Raw genomic sequence first — 18,491 nt, forward strand, 5'->3', positions numbered from 1 at the left:
GAGGTTTATTGCTAAAGCTCAAATGGGGTTAATTTTACCTAAATTAACCAGGCCCAAACCCAGCTCGCACACATGAAATGAGGATGGACAGCATCGTGGCATTGACGGCGAAGGTCAAAGACGAACTAGCCCGCGTGTCAGTTTCGCAGGAAAGCGCTCAGGCAGCGGAGATTTCGACCCTGTTCCGCTTCGCAGGAGGACTCCACCTGGTGGCAGGTTCGATTGTGCTGGAGGCTGAGTTGGATTCCGGCGCTGTCGCACGCCGCCTGCGCTCCATGCTGGCCGAACTCTACGATGTCAAAGCCAGCCTCAATGTCTTGTCTCCCGGTGGCTTGCGAAAGACCTCGAAGTACATCGTGCGGGTAACCGATGGCGCGGAACTCGTCGTTAGGCAAACTGGCCTGATTGACTCTGCAGGACGTCCTGTACGTGGGCTACCACGCAAGCTGATCATGGGGCAGAAAATTGATCAGGAAGCTGCATGGCGGGGTGCTTTTTTGGCACATGGTTCACTGACTGAGCCGGGGCGGTCCTCAGCTTTGGAAGTCACTGCTCCTTCTGCTGAAGCGGCACTCGCATTGGTGGGATGTGCTCGTAGGCTCGGAATTACGGCTAAGAGCAAGGAGAATAAGTCCCGCGGTGGCGATCGCGTAATCATCCGGGAGGGCGATGCAATCGGTGCGCTGCTGACGCGAATGGGAGCCCAGACTACTCGCCTGCAGTGGGAAGAACAGCGTATGCGTCGTGAAGTGCGAGCGACGGCCACTCGTTTGGCAAACTTCGACGATGCCAACCTGCGGCGCTCGGCTCGTGCGGCCGTTATTGCAGCAGCGCGAGTAGAGCGTGCTTTAGAGATTCTCGGTGACGATGTACCAGACCATTTGGTGTCTGCAGGACAGCTGCGCATCGAGCACAAGCAGGCTTCATTGGAAGAACTTGGGCAGCTGGCCAATCCGCCAATGACCAAGGACGCCGTCGCAGGACGCATCCGCCGTTTGCTCTCCATGGCGGACAAAAGAGCAAACGAACTCGGAATTCCCCCCACAACTGCAGTCGTTACAGACGAACTTTTTGACAAAGAAGTTGACGAGTAAAGCACCTGTTATGCCTAGTCAGGTGCGTAATTTTGGATAAATCTCCGTTTATTTGGGATTTTCGCACCAAACCACCGCTGCGCGAATGAAAAACCCAACGTACACTTCTGTAGTGAACCTGTTGGAGCGCAATCAGCGCCCTGACAAGTGGCATCGATTCGCCAATCCATTAAGGAGATTATTGTGACGGTTCGTGTAGGTATTAACGGTTTTGGTCGCATTGGCCGCAACTTCTTCCGCTCCCTGCTCGCTGCGGGCGCTGACCTGGAAGTCGTTGCTGTAAACGACCTCACTGATAACAAGACCCTGGCTCACCTGCTCAAGTACGACTCCATCATGGGCAAGCTTGACGCAGAGGTCACCTACGACGATGAGTCCCTCACCGTCAACGGCAAGCGCATCGCGGCATACGCTGAGCGCGACCCGAAGGACCTGCCGTGGGGCAAGCACGAGGTCGACATCGTCATTGAGTCCACCGGTTTCTTCACCGATGCCAACGCTGCCAAGGCTCACATCGAGGCTGGCGCCAAGAAGGTCATCATCTCCGCTCCGGCTAAGAACGAAGACGCAACCTTCGTTGTCGGTGTCAACCACACTGACTACGACCCGGAGAAGCACAACATCATTTCGAACGCTTCTTGCACCACAAACTGCTTGGCCCCGATGGCTAAGGTTTTGGACGACAAGTTCGGCATCGAGCGCGGTCTCATGACCACCATTCACGCATACACCGGTGACCAGCGTCTGCACGACGCTCCGCACAAGGACCTGCGTCGCGCCCGCGCTGCTGCTCTGAACATTGTTCCGACCTCCACCGGTGCTGCAAAGGCAGTCGCTCTGGTTCTGCCGCAGCTCAAGGGCCTGCTGGACGGCTACGCACTGCGTGTTCCGACCCCGACCGGCTCTGTCACCGACCTGACCTTCACTGCTAAGAGCGAGGTCACCGTCGAGTCCGTTAATGCTGCCATCAAGGAAGCTGCTGAGGGCGAGCTCAAGGGTGTTCTGGGCTACAACGAGGACCCAATCGTTTCCAAGGACATCGAGGGCGACCCGCGTTCCTCGATCTTCGACGCACCGCTGACCAAGGTCATCGGCGATCAGGTCAAGGTTGTCTCCTGGTACGACAACGAGTGGGGATACTCCAACCGCCTCGTCGACCTGGCTGTCTACGTCGGTGAGCGCCTCTAATAACACACCTGGTTAATCCCAGACCCCGAACGGGCCGGGGTGGTTGTGCCTGAGTAGGGCACGCCACCCACGGCCCGTTTTTACACACTTTCACAAGGATTTCATTGAGATGACTGTTAAGACTGTCAAAGACCTGATCAACGAAGGTATTGAAGGCCGTTACGTCCTCGTCCGCTCCGACTTTAACGTTCCGTTGAAGGACGGCGTTATCACCGATCCGGGTCGAATCGATGCTTCGCTGCCCACTCTGTCCGCGCTTGTCGAAGCCGGTGCCAAGGTCGTTGTTATGGCTCACCTGGGTCGCCCGAAGGGCGAGGTTAAGTCCGAGTTCTCCCTGGCCCCGGTCGCTGAGGCTCTGTCTGAGCGCCTGGAGCAGTACGTCGCGCTCGCCGGTGATGTCTCCGGTGAGGACGCGCACGAGCGCGCTAATGGCCTGACCGAGGGCGATGTACTCTTGTTGGAGAACGTCCGCTTCGATCCGCGCGAGACCTCCAAGGACGAGGCAGAGCGCGCCGAGTTCGCAGCCGAGCTGGCTGCACTAGTTCCGGACGGAGCGTTTGTTTCCGACGGTTTCGGTGTTGTTCACCGCGCCCAGGCTTCCGTCTTCGACGTCGCTAAGAAGCTGCCGCACTACGCCGGCAATCTGGTTCAGGCTGAGCTTGAGGTTCTGCGCAAGGTTGCAGAGACCCCGGAGAAGCCGTACACCGTCGTGCTCGGCGGTTCCAAGGTTTCCGACAAGCTGGGCGTTATTGAGGCTCTCGCGCCGAAGGTTGACTCCCTGGTCATCGGCGGCGGCATGTGCTTCACCTTCCTGGCTGCCAAGGGCTACGCCGTTGGCGCATCCCTGCTGCAGGAAGAGATGATTGACACCTGTAAGGATCTGCTGGACCGCTACGGCGATAAGATCGTTCTGCCAACCGACGTAGTCGTGGCTGACAAGTTCGCTGCAGACGCTGAAAACAAGGTGGTAGACGCCACCGAGATTCCGGAAGGCTGGATGGGCCTGGACATCGGACCGGCTTCCGCCGAGGCATTCGGCAAGGTGCTCGCTGAGTCCAAGACTGTGTTCTGGAACGGCCCGATGGGCGTGTTCGAGATGGAGGCTTTCGCAGCTGGCACCCGCGAGGTTGCACAGGCCATCATCGATGCCACCACTAACAACGGTTGCTTCTCCGTCGTCGGTGGCGGCGACTCCGCAGCAGCAGTACGTACTCTGGGGTTGAACGAGGACGGCTTCAGCCACATCTCCACTGGTGGTGGCGCTTCGCTGGAGTTCCTCGAGGGTAAGACTCTGCCGGGCGTCTCCGTCCTGGAAGACTAAGATTTTTCCACCACCGGATTTTCATCGCTTAAAAATCCGCTAATTGATAGGGAAGTGAATTCCACCACTATGGCACGTACACCATTTATTGCTGGTAACTGGAAGATGAACCTGAACCATCTCGAGGCTATCGGTGTGGTGCAGAAACTCGCGTTCGCTCTGCCAAAGGAGTACTACGACAAGGTTGACGTCGCTGTCATCCCGCCGTTTACCGACCTGCGTTCGGTCCAGACTCTGGTTGAGGGCGATAAGCTCGGCGTCACTTACGGCGCGCAGGATGTCTCAGTCCACGAGTCCGGCGCTTACACCGGCGAGATTTCCGCCTCGATGCTGGCAAAGCTCGGCTGCACCTGGGTCGTCGTTGGTCACTCCGAGCGTCGCGATATGCACGCAGAGGACGATGAGCTGGTCGCAAAGAAGGCCAAGGCAGCACTGCGCGAGGGCATGAACCCAATCGTCTGTGTCGGCGAGCCGCTGGAGGTCCGAGAGGCCGAAGAGCACGTCGAGTACGTTGTCTCTCAGGTCAAGGGCTCCCTGGCTAATCTGACCAACGCTGAGCTGGCCAAGACCGTCATCGCTTACGAGCCTGTCTGGGCTATCGGCACCGGTAAGGTCGCATCGGCTGCAGACGCTCAGGAAGTCTGTGCAGCTATCCGCGAGACCGTCGCTGAAATTGCGGACGAGAACATCGCAAAGGAAATGCGCATCCTCTACGGTGGTTCCGTCAAGGCCGAGAACGTCGCTGAGATCGTCGGCAAGCCCGACGTCGACGGCGGCCTCGTCGGTGGCGCTTCGCTCGACGGTGAAGCATTCGCGAAGCTCTGCGCACTTGCTGCAGATGCCGCTCAGAACGCCTAAGTGCATATAAATTCAGAACAACTGATAAGATAGGCGTCATGCGCGACCCCGGATTGGTTTTATTGATTCTCATAAAACCGATTCGGGGTTATTGCCTTTAGGCGGACTCAATCCAGGCACACCGACTGGCAATAAGTCAGCGCAATACATTTCCCGAGGCTTTCCACTTCGAATGCCCGGCAATTTTCAAAGGACGTGCTCAATGAACGAACAAGTACATGGTGACACTGACCGACACACTGCAAGCAATGAGCAATCCTCTTCGACCGCTACCGCGAAGCAGCAGGACTTGCTCTGGGAGGATATTCGCCACCTGGGTCGAATTCTTGGGCAGGTAATCCGCGAGCAAGAGGGTGACGAGGTCTTTAACCTGGTCGAAAATGCTCGCCGTGCAGCCTTCGAACTCCATCGTGGCGATGGCGACATCGAGAAGCTCACCGGCCTCTTCCGCGATATTGACCCTGCCGAGGCAAGCCCTGTCATCCGTGCTTTCACGCACTTCGCACTTTTAGCTAACCTCGCTGAGGATTTGCACGAGGAGCTGGGCATCGAGGCATCTCTCGATGCTGGCGATCCGCCGCAGGACTCCACGCTGGAAGCAACATGGCAGAAGCTTCGCGACGCCAAGGTTTCCAGCAGCGCCATTGCGGATATGATGGACCACATTGAGGTCGTCCCGGTTCTGACCGCACACCCAACGGAAACTCGTCGTCGCACAGTGTTCGATGTGCAGAAGCACATCACGGCCGCAATGCGGCGCCGCCACGAGATCCAGGCAGCCCCGATGAATGCGCGCACCGCGGACCGACTCGCTGAGATTGATGCCGATATCCGTCGCCGGATCCTGACGCTGTGGCAAACGGCTCTGATTCGCATGAACCGCCCGGATATTCGCGACGAGGTCGAAGTTGGTCTTCGCTACTACCAGCTTTCTCTGCTGGAAGCTGTGCCACAGATTAACCGAGACGTCGTCAAGCACTTGCGTCAGCTCGGCGGCGACAAGCTGCCGGCTAATCCAACCATTCGCATGGGTTCGTGGATCGGCGGTGACCACGACGGCAACCCATACGTGACGGAGGAGACGCTGCGCTACGCCTCCGATAGGGCAGCGGGTACGATCCTGCGTCACTACTTCTCGCAGTTGCACCTGCTGGAGCGCGAGCTCAGTCTCAGCGACCGCCTGACCAAGGTCACCGTAGATTTGGTCGGCTTGGCCAGCCGCGGCCACAATGACGTACCAAACCGCGAAGATGAGCCGTACCGTCGTGCGGTTCACGGTATCCGCGGTCGCGTGGCGGCAACAGCGGTGAACTTCTTCGACGAGTCCATCATTGAGGGCGACTGGTCGGAATTCACTCCGTATGACAGCGCCGAGGAGCTACTTGAAGAGCTCTCGATTATCGACGACTCCCTGCGGTCCAGCCACGATGACCTCATCGCCGATCACCGCCTGCGCGACCTGATGGATTCAGTGGAGGTATTTGGTTTCCACCTGTACTCGATTGATATCCGCCAGAATTCGGACTCTCATGAGGAAATCCTCACCGAGCTGTTCTCCGCTGCCGGTGTGGTGGACAACTACGCGGGATTGAAGGAAGCCGACAAGGTCGAGCTGCTGACCAAGGAACTGCAGTCCTCCCGTCCGCTGGTTTCGACTTCCGCAGATCTTTCCGAAGCTACGGCTCGCGAGCTAGGCATTATGCGTGCGGCATCTCGTGCGGTGCGCAAGTACGGTCACGACGCGGTACCGCACTGCATCATTTCGATGTGTACATCGGTCTCCGACCTGCTGGAGCCGATGATTCTGCTCAAGGAAGTCGGTCTGATTCGCCCGAATGGCTCCCAGCCGACCGGTTCTGTTGACGTCATTCCGCTGTTCGAAACCATCGAAGACCTGCAGGCTGGTGCCGACGTGCTGCGTGCTGCGTGGGACATTCCGGTCTACCGCGCATACGTGTCCGCACGCGGAGATCTGCAGGAAGTCATGCTCGGCTACTCCGACTCCAACAAGGACGGCGGGTACTTCGCTGCAAACTGGGCGCTTTACGACGCGGAGGTCGCCATCGTGGCAGCCGCGAAGGACAACGACATTCGCCTGCGTCTCTTCCACGGCCGCGGAGGTACCGTTGGCCGTGGTGGCGGACCGTCCTACGAGGCAATTCTGGCGCAGCCGTCGGGTGCAGTCCAGGGGTCGGTGCGTATCACCGAGCAGGGCGAGATTATCTCTGCCAAGTACGGTCACCCTGCAGCGGCACGCAGGAACCTCGCCGCACTTGTTTCGGCAACGATTGAGTCGACTCTGCTCGACGTCGATGACCTGAAGAACCCAGCTCGCGCCCACGAGATTATGTCGGAGATTTCCGACCTGTCTCGCGAGGCCTACTCGAAGCTCATGCACGAGGACCCGGGCTTTATTGACTTCTTCACGTCGTCGACCCCGGTCGATGAGATCGGCAGCCTGAACATCGGTTCGCGTCCGACCTCACGCAAGCAGACCCAGACCATTTCTGACCTGCGCGCAATTCCGTGGGTACTGTCCTGGTCGCAGCAGCGTTCTATGGTGCCGGGCTGGTTTGGTGTCGGCTCTGCACTGCAGGAGTGGATCGGCGAGGACGAAGACGGTTCCCGCCTGGCTGAGCTCCGTCAGCTCAACGAGATTTGGCCGTTCTTCAATTCGGTGCTGTCGAACATGGCGCAGGTCATGTCCAAGGCTGACCTGAACCTGGCGCGCGCCTACGCTAGCCTGTGCCAAGATAAGGCCGACGGTGAGCGCATCTACGGCATCATCAAGGCTGAGTTCGACCTGACTTTGGAGATGTTCCTGAAGGTAACCGGGTACAAGCACCTGCTGGAGGACAACCCGCTGCTCAGGCGCTCGGTGGACATGCGCTTCCCGTACCTTATGCCGCTGAACATCATCCAGCTGGAGATGCTGCGTCGCTACCGTGCCGGCGATAATCGCGACAAGGTGCGTCGGGGCATTCAGCTGACCATGAATGGTCTGGCAACTGCACTGCGCAACTCCGGCTAGGGATACCTAGCCAGCGGAGCAATTGCGCTAGTATAGTTGGAGTTCTTAAAGAAGCGACGTTTCAAAAGGAAGTGCGCGTGTACCTCGCCATTCAGATTGTCCTGGTCATCACATCCATCCTGATGACGCTGTTCATCCTGCTCCACAAGGGTAAGGGTGGCGGACTGTCCAGCCTCTTTGGTGGCGGCATGCAGTCGAATCTGTCCGGTTCGACTGTGGTGGAGAAGAACCTTGACCGCGTCACTATTGTGACCGTGATTATCTGGTTGCTCTGCATTGTCCTGTTGCTGCTGTTCAATACTTTCGGCTGGTAGGTTCTGCACGCAGCACGCCCCACCGAAGGCCTTTAAGTAATAAAAATTCCCGTCGATAGCATTTCGCTTATCGACGGGAATTTTGCTGTTTCTGAGCTTAGGAGTACAGGGACAGCCTACAGCTGTGCAGCCGCAGCATCGTCAACAAAGACAACGGTCTCTTGAGCACCGCGGACCCCGGCCGCCGGCCACTGCGCCGGGTCGCCCTGCTGAGCGATCGCCGCAATCGCCTCGGCCTTTTCACCACCGGCTACTAGTAGCCACACACGCTGAGAGCTGGCGATGGCCGGCATAGTCAGCGTGATGCGGGTCGGTGGTGGCTTCGGACAGTTATGCACGTCCACAACCAAGCGTTCCTGCTCAGCGAGCGCTGCGGTGTGTGGGAAAATCGAGTTGATGTGTCCCTCTCCGCCCATACCAAGAAGGTGCAGGTCAAAGCCGTTTGGAGCCTTCTGACGAACGATAGCTTCGTAGCTTTCGGCGGCCTCCGTGGTGGTCACGCCGCTATCGGCAGCAGCAAACTCGAAGATGTTCTGCTCAGGAACGCCGACGGGGGACAAGAGACGCTCACGGGCCGCCAGCGCGTTGCGGTCTGCCGAGTCGGCAGCGACAAAGCGTTCATCTCCGAAGAACACCAGGACTCGCTTCCAGTCGATGTCTCCAGAATCGTCGGCAAGCGCACTGAGCAGGGCAGTACCCGCGCCGCCGCCGGTGAGAACGACGCGTACAAAACCGTCATCGGTGACCGGAGAGACGTTGCCATTCTGGACGGCGACAACCGCATCGATGAAGCGTTGACGTGCAGCCTCGACGATGCCGGCCTGGTCTGCGGCGCGATGGAACTGAGGGGCGGGGACGGTATTCGAGACGTTATCGGTTGTCACTTGTCAGAGACTCCTGGTTCGTTCGCGAAGCTGGTGATCGTGGACGTTGGGGCCTGCATGCCTACGGTGTGAATCTGGCTGAGACCACGCAGGGCACGTCCGTAGGCAGTGTCGTGATCGAGGTGACGCAGTTCCTCTGCCAAGCACTCGGAGCGTGTTGGACGCGACAATGCGACCTTGAACGGGGGCTTTTCTCCGTTGGTGACCGATGCAGTGGTAGCGCTTTCAATATCGATGCGCAGGGTCTGGCCATTTTCACGCTCAAACGCGACGGAGGTCACCGGTGGCTTGGCGCGGCCCTTTTCGTCCACCGGAATCTTCTTCTCCCCGGTGGAGTAACGGTTGACCGGCAGCCCCAGGCGATCTGCCAACCAGCCGGCGGCGACCTCCACCGATGGCGACTCCTGTGGACCGTAGATGGACACGGAGGTCACCGGCGAGTGCGGCGGCAAGTCGAAAGCCGAGGCCAACACACCGCGCCAGTTCGTCAGTCGTGACCAGCTCAGGTCGGAATCGCCAGGCGTGTAGCCCGTACGGCGCGTGTAGATAGCGTTACTATTCGGGTCACACAACGAATCGGTGATACGGCGCTGGGCGATCCTGCCGATTGGTGTCGCCGCTGGGACTTGAGGCGCCTCAGACGGCCACCACGCCACGACCGGCGTATCCGGCAGCAACAGGGGAGTCACCACAGAGCTGTGGTGCTGACCAATCTCACCGGACATGTGCATAACGACGATCTCAGCGGCACCGGCATCTCCACCGACGCGGAGTTCCGCGTCGAGGCGATTGTCCAGGCGTGGATCATCAGAGACCAATACCAGCACACGGGATGGGTGCTCGCGGGAAACGGAGTTGACCGTGGAAATAATGTTTTCCAGGTCGTCTTCGCTTTTGGCCAAAACGATCAGGGTAAGGACACGGCCCGTGGTAACGATGCCGCCCTGCTCTCGAAGCTGCACCAACTGACGAGCAATGCTCGCGGTGTCAGTGTCTGGCAAATTGACAATCATGAAAGTGTTCTTTCTGTCAGAAAATTCTTAAGAACTGAGAGGTCGGCAACCTATGGCCGTCGCCAAGCGCGACCGTCGCGCTCAAGCATGTGGTCAGCGGAGGACGGCCCCCACGAACCTGCGGGGTAACCCTCGGGACGACCGCGCTTGGCCCAGTACTCGATGATGGGGTCAAGAATCTTCCAGGACAGCTCGACTTCCTCATTAGTGGGGAAGAGGCTGGCCTCGTCGAGAAGCGCATCCAGAATCAGGCGCTCGTAGGCCTCTGGCGACTGCTCGGTAAACACCTCGGAGTAGGAGAAGTCCATGTTGACATCGCGCACCTCCATGGCCGAGCCCGGAACCTTCGAGCCGAAGCGCATGAGCACGCCCTCGTCTGGCTGGACTCGAATCACCATGGCGTTCTGACCGAGAGCGGCAGTCATCGTCTCCGCAAAAGGCAAGTGAGGTGCGGACTTAAAGACCAGCGCAATTTCAGTGACGCGGCGGCCGAGGCGCTTGCCGGTGCGCAGGTAGAAGGGGACACCGGCCCAGCGACGGGAGTTGATCTGCAGCGTACAGGCGGCGTAGGTCTCGGTCGTGGATTCGGGGTCGAAGCCTTCCTCATCGCGCAATCCCGGCACGAAGTTGCTGCCCTGCCAATCCGCCGTGTACTGGCCACGAGCGGTGTATTTCGAAAACGGACGCACTGGCTCGACGGCACGCAGAACCTTAATCTTTTCCGCCTGCAGCTCTTCCGGGGTAAAGGCGATGGGCTCTTCCATTGCCACCAGCGCCAGGAGCTGGAGTAGGTGGTTCTGAATCACGTCACGAGCTGCACCAATACCGTCGTAGTAGCCAGCGCGACCGCCCAAACCAATGTCCTCGGCCATGGTGATCTGGACGTGGTCAATGTAGTGAGAATTCCACATCGGATCGAACAACTGGTTGGCAAAACGCATGGCCAGAATGTTCTGGACGGTTTCCTTGCCCAGGTAGTGGTCGATGCGGAACACAGCGTCTTCTGGGAAGACCGAGTTCACAATCCGGTTGAGTTCCTGAGCGGAGGCTAGGTCGTGTCCGAATGGCTTCTCAATAATCACGCGACGCCAATAATCCTCGCCCGACTGCGCCAGCCCCGAACGATCGAGCTGATGACAGACATCGGGGAAGTTAGCTGGCGGAATGGACAGGTAGTAGGCCCAGTTGCCAGCGGTGCCGCGGGAGCGATCGAGCTCCTCAAGTTGTGCGGCCAGGCGATCGAAGGCCTCGTCATCGGTGAAGGTACCGGTGACAAAGTGAATGCCCTCAGCCAGGCGCTGCCAGACACTCTCACGGAAGTCTGTGCGGGCGCCCTGTTCCACTGCGGTGCGCACATAATCCTCAAAGTCCTGTTTCGACCATTCGCGACGACCGTAGCCAACTAACGCGAAGGAGGCAGGCAGCAGACCGCGGTTGGCCAGATCGTAAATGGCAGGCAGAAGCTTCTTTCGGGCCAGATCGCCCGTCACTCCGAAAATCACCATGCCGCCCGGCCCCGCAATACGCGGCAAGCGCTTATCCTGCGGGTCGCGCAGCGGGTTGATGTATCCGTGGTGGTTGGTGCTGCCATCTCCGTTGTGCCGAGAACTGGCAGTAGGGGAGTTCGGATCGTTGCGTTGCAGAGAATCACTCACGGTTTACATAATGTCATATCGAGAAAAGTCCGGTGGAATCGTTTCCGATTCCTTCGATGGGGCCTTGACGGGCCCCTTTCTTCTGCTTTAGGTTTATGACATAGGTGGTATACCCGTACACCATGGAGGTGGATATGCAGGCGAAGGAGGCGGATTCTCGGCCCATCTACGTCCAGATTGCCGAGGATCTGAAATCAATGATTCTGTCCGGGGAGCTCGCGGCTGAAAATCGCGCCCCTTCAACCAAGGAGCTCTCGGAGTTCTATCAGGTCAACCCAACCACGGCTGCCAAGGCCATGACGGAACTGTCGATGGTGGGGCTCGTGGAGAAGAAAAGAGGACTCGGCATGTTTGTCACCCCAGGCGCCCGTGAGCGCATTCGCGCTGAGCGTCGTGAAGCGTTCCAGCGCACCTACATCGAGCCATTAAAAGTGGAGGCCGGCATTCTCGGCCTCACGCTCCACGACATCATCGCCATGCTGGAGGAGGAGAAATGAGCATCTACGGCGTGATTGGCCCCAACGGCGCCGGCAAGACTTACTACCTGCGTACCCTCGCGCAGATGCCTACGGCGGCCCTGGCGAAGGCTGCACCCGACACCCAGGTCTTCGGTGCCACCCCGCGCGAATATTTCCAGATCCTGCGCACCGGCTGGGATCAGCTCGATGTGCCCCACGCGGAGTCCCTCCTCGATTTCCCCGCTGACACCCCTATCAAAAAGCTCAGCCTGGGCCAGCGCCAGCTGCTTATCGCCGCTGCCACCCTGGCATCGGGCAAGGAAGCATTGCTTTTCGACGAGCCCTTCAACGGCCTCGATGTCGAGCACCGCGCCACATTGCGCGGCATGCTTATCGACTCGGCCGAATCGGCCAACCTTGTGGTCACCTCGCAGCACTCCCAGGATCTAGCCGGCCTAGTCGACACCTTGATTGTCATCCACAAGCAGGATGCGTACGGGCCCTATGACGTCGATAAGCTGCGCGCTAGCCATCCGGTGCTGCGCGGCCCTACGGATCTCGTGGCGCAGGTGGCCGGCCCAGTGCTCGCTAAGAAAACCCTCGGCGAGCGCTGCGAGGCAATCCTGTCTACAGAGCTCAGTTCGTCTGCCGCTGCGCATGCCCGCGCCCTCGGCGTTGAGGTGAGCTACCTCGACCCCGCGGCCCTCATCGACCTCGCAAGCACCTCCTCCTACATCGAACGGAGCAAGAAATGAGCACCGGAGCTTTCATCGCGACCAACAAGAAAACCTTCCTCGGTGTTGCCGCCGTGGCCATCCTGTACTCGGCCTTCGGGCGCATGCTCGTAGGCAGCGGAACCGGCAACACCTTGCTTGGCATTATCGCGCTGGGCATCCTCTTCCTCATCACAGCCCGGCGTTCGGTCACCCTGCGTGACTACGGCGTGAGCATCGCCCGCTGGGTACGCTCCGCAATCATCGCAATCTTGGGCACATCGTTGGTGGCTACCGCCTTCATCGTCACGGCGATGGTCATCGAACAGAACAAGTCCGGTTACTACCGCGGATTCGATAGCTTCATTGTCACCTCCGGACCGGCCCTGTTTCCGGACACTAACGGGGAGCTGTACATGATTGAGGATTCCGGGCAGAACTACACCACAGTTCTGCTCACCGCGCTGTGCGTCTTCTTGAGCTTCCTCATGGCTACCGTGGCGAGCACCGCAGTCGGCACCGTCGCCGGCGCGAAGGGCACTCGTGCAGGATCGATCACCATTGGCCTGGCCCTGGTCACGCTCTTCCTCTTCAGCTATCTGCTGGACGTGACCGACTCCGTACCGGGCGCCCCCTGGCCGGCTGTGCCGATCTTTGCCTCAATCATCACCGTAATCTCTGCGTTCGTGATGGCCTGGGCATTAAAGGAAGAGAAACGCCCGCTGCCCACTGTGCGCCCCGCCTTCGCCGCGTCCTAGCTCCATTAAAAAAGCTCCCCTGCGCGGGGAGCTTTTTCATGTCCAACGTTGAACATGCGGGTTAAGTAACACAACAGGCGAACCGAAACTGACAACCCCAAAAGTTACGGGCTGCAGATGTGAAACTGTGCAAGTTTATGACACCTTCAGGCTATTTTTCGGGCCGTTTTTGACATAAACGCAGTCAGTAACTCGGATCGCCAGGCGACCTGCTGGCGCCAGCCAGAAACGCAGCCACTACCAACAGGCACCTAGATAATCAGCAGGCTTACTTCAGCTGCTCCATGCGCTGTGCAATCGACTCGAGCAAGGACTGCCAGGAGTCCACGAACTTCTCCACGCCCTCGCGCTCCAGGACAGCGAAGACGTCATCGAGGTCGATGCCAATCTCGCTGAGCTGAATCATAACGGCGTTGGCTGCGTCACCCTGGCCGCTGACGGCGTCGCGAACCTCGCCCTCGAAGCCCGCGGCAGCACGCAGCGTCTTCTCCGGCATGGTATTCACAGTCTGCGGTGCAGCCAGCTCAGTGACGTAGAGAGTGTCCGGGTAAGCCGGGTTCTTCACACCGGTCGAAGCCCACAGCAGGCGCTGCGGCTTAGCACCGGCGTTTTCCAGCTGTGCCCAGCGAATATTCTGCGCCGAGAAAGTCTCCTCGAACTTGGCGTAAGCTGCACGGGCATTGGCCAGACCAGCCTTGCCGCGCAGAGCCAGGGCCTCCACGGAGCCGATCTTGTCCAGGCGAGCATCGATTTCGGTGTCAACGCGGGAAACAAACAGCGACGCAACAGAGTGAACCGAAGCCAGGTCCACGCCGTTGTCCTTCGCACGCTCAATGCCCTCGATGAACGCATCAATGACCTGCAGGTAACGCTCCACCGAGAAAATCAGGGTGACGTTTACCGAGATTCCCTCGGACAGAGCCTGGGTGACAGCCGGCAGGGAAGCATCGGTCGCCGGAATCTTAATCATCGCGTTCTGCTTGCCGACGCGCTCCCAGAGCTTACGGGCCTGCGCAATCGTGGCCTCGTAGTTGTCGGCGTAGCGAGGATCGACCTCGATGGAAACACGGCCATCGACACCGTCGGTTTCTTCGGATACACCAGCGAAAAGGTCACAGGCATCGCGGACGTCGTCGATTGCCATCGCGAACACAGCATCTGCCGGGTTCGCACCCTCTGCAGTGAGCTGCGCCAGCTGAGAGTCGTAATCCTCACCGGCGGTCATCGCCGAAGAGAAGATTGCCGGGTTAGTAGTGACACCGACAACCCGAAGCTCTTCAATAAGATTTTTCAAATCGCCCGAGGTGAGGCGCTGGCGCGAAAGATCGTCGAGCCACGCCGAAGTCCCTACCTTGGCGAGCGCTTCCATCGTGGTGTTTCCCATAGTGTTTAACGCCTTTCTGTCAATACCGCTTCGTTGCCTAAAGACTTCGCTAAAAGTTGTATGTCCTTAAACTACTGTGCGTCACAAACAATACTGGCGCTACCGGAGCGCGGTACGGTTTTCACAAATCCCGTCCCGACAACGGCCGATAGCGCCAGGTTTTAACAAACTTACTTAGCAGCCTCGATGGACTCCTTGGCGGCATCGACAACAGCCTCTGCTGTGATGCCGAACTTCTCGAACAGCTCCTTGTACGGAGCCGATGCACCGAAGTGCTCCAGGGAGACAGCGCGACCAGCATCACCCAGGTGGCGGTACCACGGCATTGCAATACCGGCCTCAACCGAGACACGAGCGCGGACGGACTTCGGCAGAACCTGCTCGCGGTAGGCATCGTCCTGCTGCTCGAACCAGTCAAGACACGGAACGGAGACAACGCGGGCGCTGACGCCTTCCTCAGCCAGCTTGTCAGCAGCTTCGACAGCGAGGTGAACTTCCGAACCGGTAGCCATCAGGATGACGTCCGGGGTCTCCTTGGCACCGTCGACAAGCACGTACGCACCACGACGGACGCCCTCAGCGGCCTTCTCCTTGGTACCTTCCAAGACCGGAACGTTCTGGCGGGTCAGGGCCAGAGCCTTCGGGCCTGCCTCGCCCTGAAGAACAGCGGCCCAAGCCTGAGCGGTCTCGTTAGCGTCAGCCGGGCGGACAGTGGACACACCCGGGATAGCGCGCAGCGAAGCCAGCTGTTCAACAGGCTGGTGCGTCGGACCGTCTTCGCCCAGACCAATGGAGTCGTGAGTCCAGACGTAAATAGGGGAGATGCCCATCAGCGATGCTAGGCGGACAGCCGGACGCATGTAGTCCGAGAAGATAAGGAAGGTGCCGCCGTACGGACGGGTGCCACCGTGGAGCAGAATGCCGTTGAGGATCGAGCCCATGGCGTGCTCACGGATACCGAAGTGCAGATTGCGGCCGTACGGGTCGGTGGTCCAGGTACCGGTGGTGATGGACTTCGGGCCGAAGGACGGCTCACCCTTCAGGACGGTGTTGTTGGAGCCAGCCAGGTCAGCCGAGCCACCCCACAGCTCCGGCAGGGTCTTGCCCAGTGCCTGCAGCGCGGCCTCAGAGGCCTTGCGGGTAGCAACGCCCTTCTCGTCCGGCTCCCAGGTCGGCAGCTCAGCGTCGAAGCCCTCCGGCAGCTCGCCAGCGGTCAGACGGTCCAGCAGAGCCTTGCGCTCCGGGTTAGCCGCAGCCCACTCGTCGAACTTGACCTGCCACTGTGCGTGAGCCTCAGCACCACGCTCAACCAGCTTGCGGGTGTGCTCAATGACCTCGTCAGCGACGTTAAAGCTCTTGTCGGTATCGAAGCCGAGAGCTTCCTTGATGCCGACAATCTCCTCGCCACCAAGAGCAGCACCGTGCGAAGCGCCGGTGTTCATCTTCGTCGGAGCCGGGTAAGCGATCACAGTGCGAACGCGAATGAAGGTCGGACGCTCCGTATCCTTCTTGGCCTCCTCGACAGCAGCCTCGAGTGCTGCGACGTCCTCGCCGCCGTCGACCTCAATGACCTGCCAGCCGTAAGCACGGTAGCGATCCGCGACATTCTCGGTGAAAGCAATGGTGGTGTCGTCCTCGATGGAGATGCCGTTGTCATCCCAGAAGACAATCAGGTTGCCCAGCTGCTGAGTGCCGGCCAGCGAGCCGGCCTCGGCAGTGACACCCTCCTGAACGTCACCATCAGAAGCGATGACGTACACGTAGTGGTCGAACGGAGACTCACCCGGAGCAGCTTCCGGGTCGAACAGCCCACGTTCCCGTCGCGAAGCCATGGCAAAACCGACAGCCGACGCCAGCCCCTGACCCAGCGGGCCAGTGGTGATTTCCACGCCGTCAGTGTGGCCGTACTCCGGGTGACCCGGGGTGAGTGCATCCCACGTACGCAGCGCCTTCAGGTCATCGAGCTCCAGGCCAAAACCGCCGAGGTAGAGCTGGACGTACTGCGTCAGAGAGGTGTGACCACAGGAGAGAATGAAACGGTCACGGCCGATCCACTTCGTATCCTTCGGGTCATGGCGCATAACGCGCTGGTAAAGAGAGTAAGCCAGCGGTGCGAGGCTCATCGCAGTGCCGGGGTGCCCCGAACCTGCCTTTTCAACGGCGTCTGCAGCCAGCACACGGGCCGTATCTACGGCCTTCGTATCCAAGTCAGACCAGTCCGAGGGGTAGTTGCGCACAACCCGTGCTTCATGCTCAGTCGACAGTGTCACGTGAATGACTCCTAGTATCCAAATGGATTAGTAAAATTCTCTTCCATACTAACTAGGATTGCGCGCTCCGGGTTCAAACCGGGCCGAATAGCTGAGAGATAAGTCTCAGAGGGCGCGCCGCACATGCTTTACGACGGTCATTATTGGAACCGTTATGATTACCGGTAAACTGATTGCCTGCCCCTCATTTAATTTTGCGGAAAAACTCGTCGGGAACTTTCCGACCGTTACATCCGACTATCTGTAAACGGGGGGTTTGTTTATGGCGCGTGAAAGGGACATTGCTTTGTTGGAAACAGTCAAGGCGTATATTGCACTGACTAAGCCAAGAATTATCGAGCTCCTGCTCGTCGCGGCCATTCCCGCAATGCTTCAGGCTGATCGCGGTCATGTTCACGTTGGACTGATTCTTCTCACCTTGTTCGGTGGTTGGTTGGGTGCCGCAGCTGCGCACACCTTCAACATGGTCATGGATTACGACATTGACCAGAAGATGCGCCGTACTCGCCGTCGCCCGCTCGCGCGCAACCAGGTTAGCCGTCGAGCGGCAGCGATTTTCGGCACTGTCTTGATGATTGCGTCGTTCCTATGGCTGTGGTTGCTGTGTAACTCGCTGCTGGCCGCCGTTTTCATTCTGATTACGATTGCCTTCTACATCTTCGTCTACACGTTGTGGCTGAAGCGACGTACTGATCAGAACGTAATTTGGGGTGGCGCTGCGGGGTGTATGCCGGTGATGGTCGGCTGGGCCGTGATCACTGACAACAACCCGGAGATTACGGGGCTGGCTCACTGGTGGCAGGCATTCATCCTGTTCCTGCTTATCTTCTTCTGGACTCCGCCGCACACCTGGGCATTGGGCCTGCGCTACAAGGAGGACTACAAGGCCGCTGGCGTGCCGATGATGCCAGTGGTCAAGCCGGCAATCGTCGTTTCCAAGCGCATTATTTACTACACCGCCGCGACCGTGATTACCACTCTGCTGTTGGTTCCGTACGCGGGTTGGATTTATCTGATTGGCGCCGTTGGCGCTGGTGCCTGGTTCCTGTGGGGCGCCATTGACCTGCACCGCCACGTTAAGACCGGTGGCAAGATCAAGCCGATGAAGCTGTTCTTCATGTCGAACAACTACTTGTCTATCGTCTGTGTGGCGCTTTCTCTCGATGCCGTACTCGGATTGCAGACAATTTCGAGCATGTTCTAGGGCAGTTGCTGAGCTCCTTTGAAGAGGCCCTTTCCGGTTGCGGGAAGGGTCTCTTTTTGTGTGTGGAGATGGGCACGGGGCTGCAAATGTGAAACTGTGCGAGTTTATGACACTTTCAGGCCATTTTTCGCGCGATTTCTGTCATAAACATAGTCAGTAACTCGGATCGATAAGTGGGCAGACCGCCCCCTTGCACCGCCCGCGCAGCCCGCACCGGCCGCGCAGCCCGCTAGCCACTGGGAAACGCACATCCGAGCACACGGAGCCGAGCAGACAGCAGAACCGCCTAAACACGCACAACCAAAGCGCGTGTTTAGGCGGTTCGAGCAGGAATCAACGGCCGGTA

15 protein-coding genes are annotated in these 18,491 nt (G+C 59.0%); 10 read left to right on the forward strand and 5 right to left on the reverse strand.

All coding sequences use genetic code 11. The annotated features are described in order from the left end of the window. The first annotated feature begins 95 nt into the window (after positions 1-95). The 6 genes from whiA (at position 96) to secG (ending at position 7,806) form a co-directional block, all read left to right on the forward strand. On the forward strand, positions 96-1,094 hold the full coding sequence (gene whiA, locus HMPREF2547_RS01895) for a DNA-binding protein WhiA (protein ID WP_048731892.1): 999 nt from the start codon (positions 96-98) through the stop codon (positions 1,092-1,094). 183 nt (positions 1,095-1,277) lie between these two features. Further along, on the forward strand, positions 1,278-2,282 hold the full coding sequence (gap, locus tag HMPREF2547_RS01900; RefSeq protein WP_048731894.1) for a type I glyceraldehyde-3-phosphate dehydrogenase: 1,005 nt from the start codon (positions 1,278-1,280) through the stop codon (positions 2,280-2,282). Between the two features lie 109 nt (positions 2,283-2,391). Continuing rightward, a complete protein-coding gene (gene pgk / locus HMPREF2547_RS01905; protein ID WP_049172950.1) occupies positions 2,392-3,603 on the forward strand; it encodes a phosphoglycerate kinase in 1,212 nt (403 codons plus the stop codon). 69 nt (positions 3,604-3,672) lie between these two features. Then, the gene (gene tpiA, locus HMPREF2547_RS01910; RefSeq protein WP_049190741.1) at positions 3,673-4,461 is read left to right on the forward strand and encodes a triose-phosphate isomerase; all 789 of its coding nucleotides are present in this window, start codon (positions 3,673-3,675) and stop codon (positions 4,459-4,461) included. A 202-nt stretch (positions 4,462-4,663) separates the two neighbouring features. Further along, positions 4,664-7,492: a phosphoenolpyruvate carboxylase gene (gene ppc, locus HMPREF2547_RS01915; protein ID WP_070604566.1), complete on the forward strand. Its 2,829-nt coding sequence runs from the start codon at positions 4,664-4,666 to the stop codon at positions 7,490-7,492. Positions 7,493-7,569: 77 nt separating this feature from the next. Beyond that, the gene (secG, locus tag HMPREF2547_RS01920) at positions 7,570-7,806 is read left to right on the forward strand and encodes a preprotein translocase subunit SecG (RefSeq protein ID WP_005510775.1); all 237 of its coding nucleotides are present in this window, start codon (positions 7,570-7,572) and stop codon (positions 7,804-7,806) included. 116 nt (positions 7,807-7,922) lie between these two features. On the opposite strand, the gene pgl is transcribed toward secG, so the two are convergent. The 3 genes from pgl to zwf are packed head-to-tail and all read right to left on the reverse strand — an operon-like array spanning position 7,923 to position 11,358. Then, positions 7,923-8,690 (reverse strand): 6-phosphogluconolactonase, encoded by a 768-nt coding sequence (gene pgl, locus HMPREF2547_RS01925; RefSeq protein ID WP_049193714.1) that lies wholly within the window; start codon positions 8,688-8,690, stop codon positions 7,923-7,925. After that, complete coding sequence (locus HMPREF2547_RS01930) at positions 8,687-9,703, reverse strand: glucose-6-phosphate dehydrogenase assembly protein OpcA (protein ID WP_049193712.1); 1,017 nt, start codon at positions 9,701-9,703, stop codon at positions 8,687-8,689. Before HMPREF2547_RS01930 ends, pgl begins: the two co-directional genes overlap by 4 nt. Before the next feature lie 50 nt (positions 9,704-9,753). Continuing rightward, the gene (gene zwf, locus HMPREF2547_RS01935; RefSeq protein WP_049193711.1) at positions 9,754-11,358 is read right to left on the reverse strand and encodes a glucose-6-phosphate dehydrogenase; all 1,605 of its coding nucleotides are present in this window, start codon (positions 11,356-11,358) and stop codon (positions 9,754-9,756) included. Between the two features lie 134 nt (positions 11,359-11,492). Here zwf and HMPREF2547_RS01940 point away from each other — a divergent pair, with 134 nt between their 5' ends. The 3 genes from HMPREF2547_RS01940 to HMPREF2547_RS01950 are packed head-to-tail and all read left to right on the forward strand — an operon-like array spanning position 11,493 to position 13,287. Continuing rightward, a complete protein-coding gene (locus tag HMPREF2547_RS01940) occupies positions 11,493-11,855 on the forward strand; it encodes a GntR family transcriptional regulator (protein ID WP_049193741.1) in 363 nt (120 codons plus the stop codon). Further along, positions 11,852-12,571 carry an AAA family ATPase gene (locus HMPREF2547_RS01945; protein ID WP_049193710.1) on the forward strand — a complete coding sequence of 240 codons (720 nt, stop codon included), beginning with the start codon at positions 11,852-11,854 and terminating at the stop codon, positions 12,569-12,571. Before HMPREF2547_RS01940 ends, HMPREF2547_RS01945 begins: the two co-directional genes overlap by 4 nt. Beyond that, positions 12,568-13,287, forward strand: a complete 720-nt coding sequence (locus tag HMPREF2547_RS01950) for a hypothetical protein (protein WP_049193708.1) — start codon at positions 12,568-12,570, stop codon at positions 13,285-13,287. Before HMPREF2547_RS01945 ends, HMPREF2547_RS01950 begins: the two co-directional genes overlap by 4 nt. A 268-nt stretch (positions 13,288-13,555) precedes the next feature. Here HMPREF2547_RS01950 and tal read toward each other — a convergent pair whose 3' ends face one another. Next, entirely contained in the window at positions 13,556-14,671 is a 1,116-nt protein-coding gene (tal, locus tag HMPREF2547_RS01955; protein ID WP_070604568.1) for a transaldolase, read from the reverse strand. A gap of 170 nt (positions 14,672-14,841) precedes the next feature. Next, on the reverse strand, positions 14,842-16,941 hold the full coding sequence (gene tkt / locus HMPREF2547_RS01960; protein ID WP_049170630.1) for a transketolase: 2,100 nt from the start codon (positions 16,939-16,941) through the stop codon (positions 14,842-14,844). 289 nt (positions 16,942-17,230) lie between these two features. On the opposite strand from tkt, the gene HMPREF2547_RS01965 reads away from it, so the two are divergent. Then, positions 17,231-18,145 carry a heme o synthase gene (locus HMPREF2547_RS01965; RefSeq protein WP_172954651.1) on the forward strand — a complete coding sequence of 305 codons (915 nt, stop codon included), beginning with the start codon at positions 17,231-17,233 and terminating at the stop codon, positions 18,143-18,145. The last annotated feature ends 346 nt before the right edge of the window (positions 18,146-18,491 follow it).

The organism is Corynebacterium sp. HMSC055G02 (assembly GCF_001809065.1).
GTDB lineage: Bacteria > Actinomycetota > Actinomycetes > Mycobacteriales > Mycobacteriaceae > Corynebacterium > Corynebacterium jeikeium_D.

Bases quoted from the DNA above. Each gene is read 5' to 3' on its own strand.
- HMPREF2547_RS01940 (WP_049193741.1), top strand. From the start codon at position 11,493: ATGCAGGCGAAGGAGGCGGATTCTCGGCCCATCTACGTCCAGATTGCC.
- HMPREF2547_RS01930 (WP_049193712.1), bottom strand. From the start codon at position 9,703: ATGATTGTCAATTTGCCAGACACTGACACCGCGAGCATTGCTCGTCAG.
- pgk (WP_049172950.1), top strand. From the start codon at position 2,392: ATGACTGTTAAGACTGTCAAAGACCTGATCAACGAAGGTATTGAAGGC.
- tal (WP_070604568.1), bottom strand. From the start codon at position 14,671: ATGGGAAACACCACGATGGAAGCGCTCGCCAAGGTAGGGACTTCGGCG.
- HMPREF2547_RS01950 (WP_049193708.1), top strand. From the start codon at position 12,568: ATGAGCACCGGAGCTTTCATCGCGACCAACAAGAAAACCTTCCTCGGT.
- tpiA (WP_049190741.1), top strand. From the start codon at position 3,673: ATGGCACGTACACCATTTATTGCTGGTAACTGGAAGATGAACCTGAAC.
- ppc (WP_070604566.1), top strand. From the start codon at position 4,664: ATGAACGAACAAGTACATGGTGACACTGACCGACACACTGCAAGCAAT.
- HMPREF2547_RS01945 (WP_049193710.1), top strand. From the start codon at position 11,852: ATGAGCATCTACGGCGTGATTGGCCCCAACGGCGCCGGCAAGACTTAC.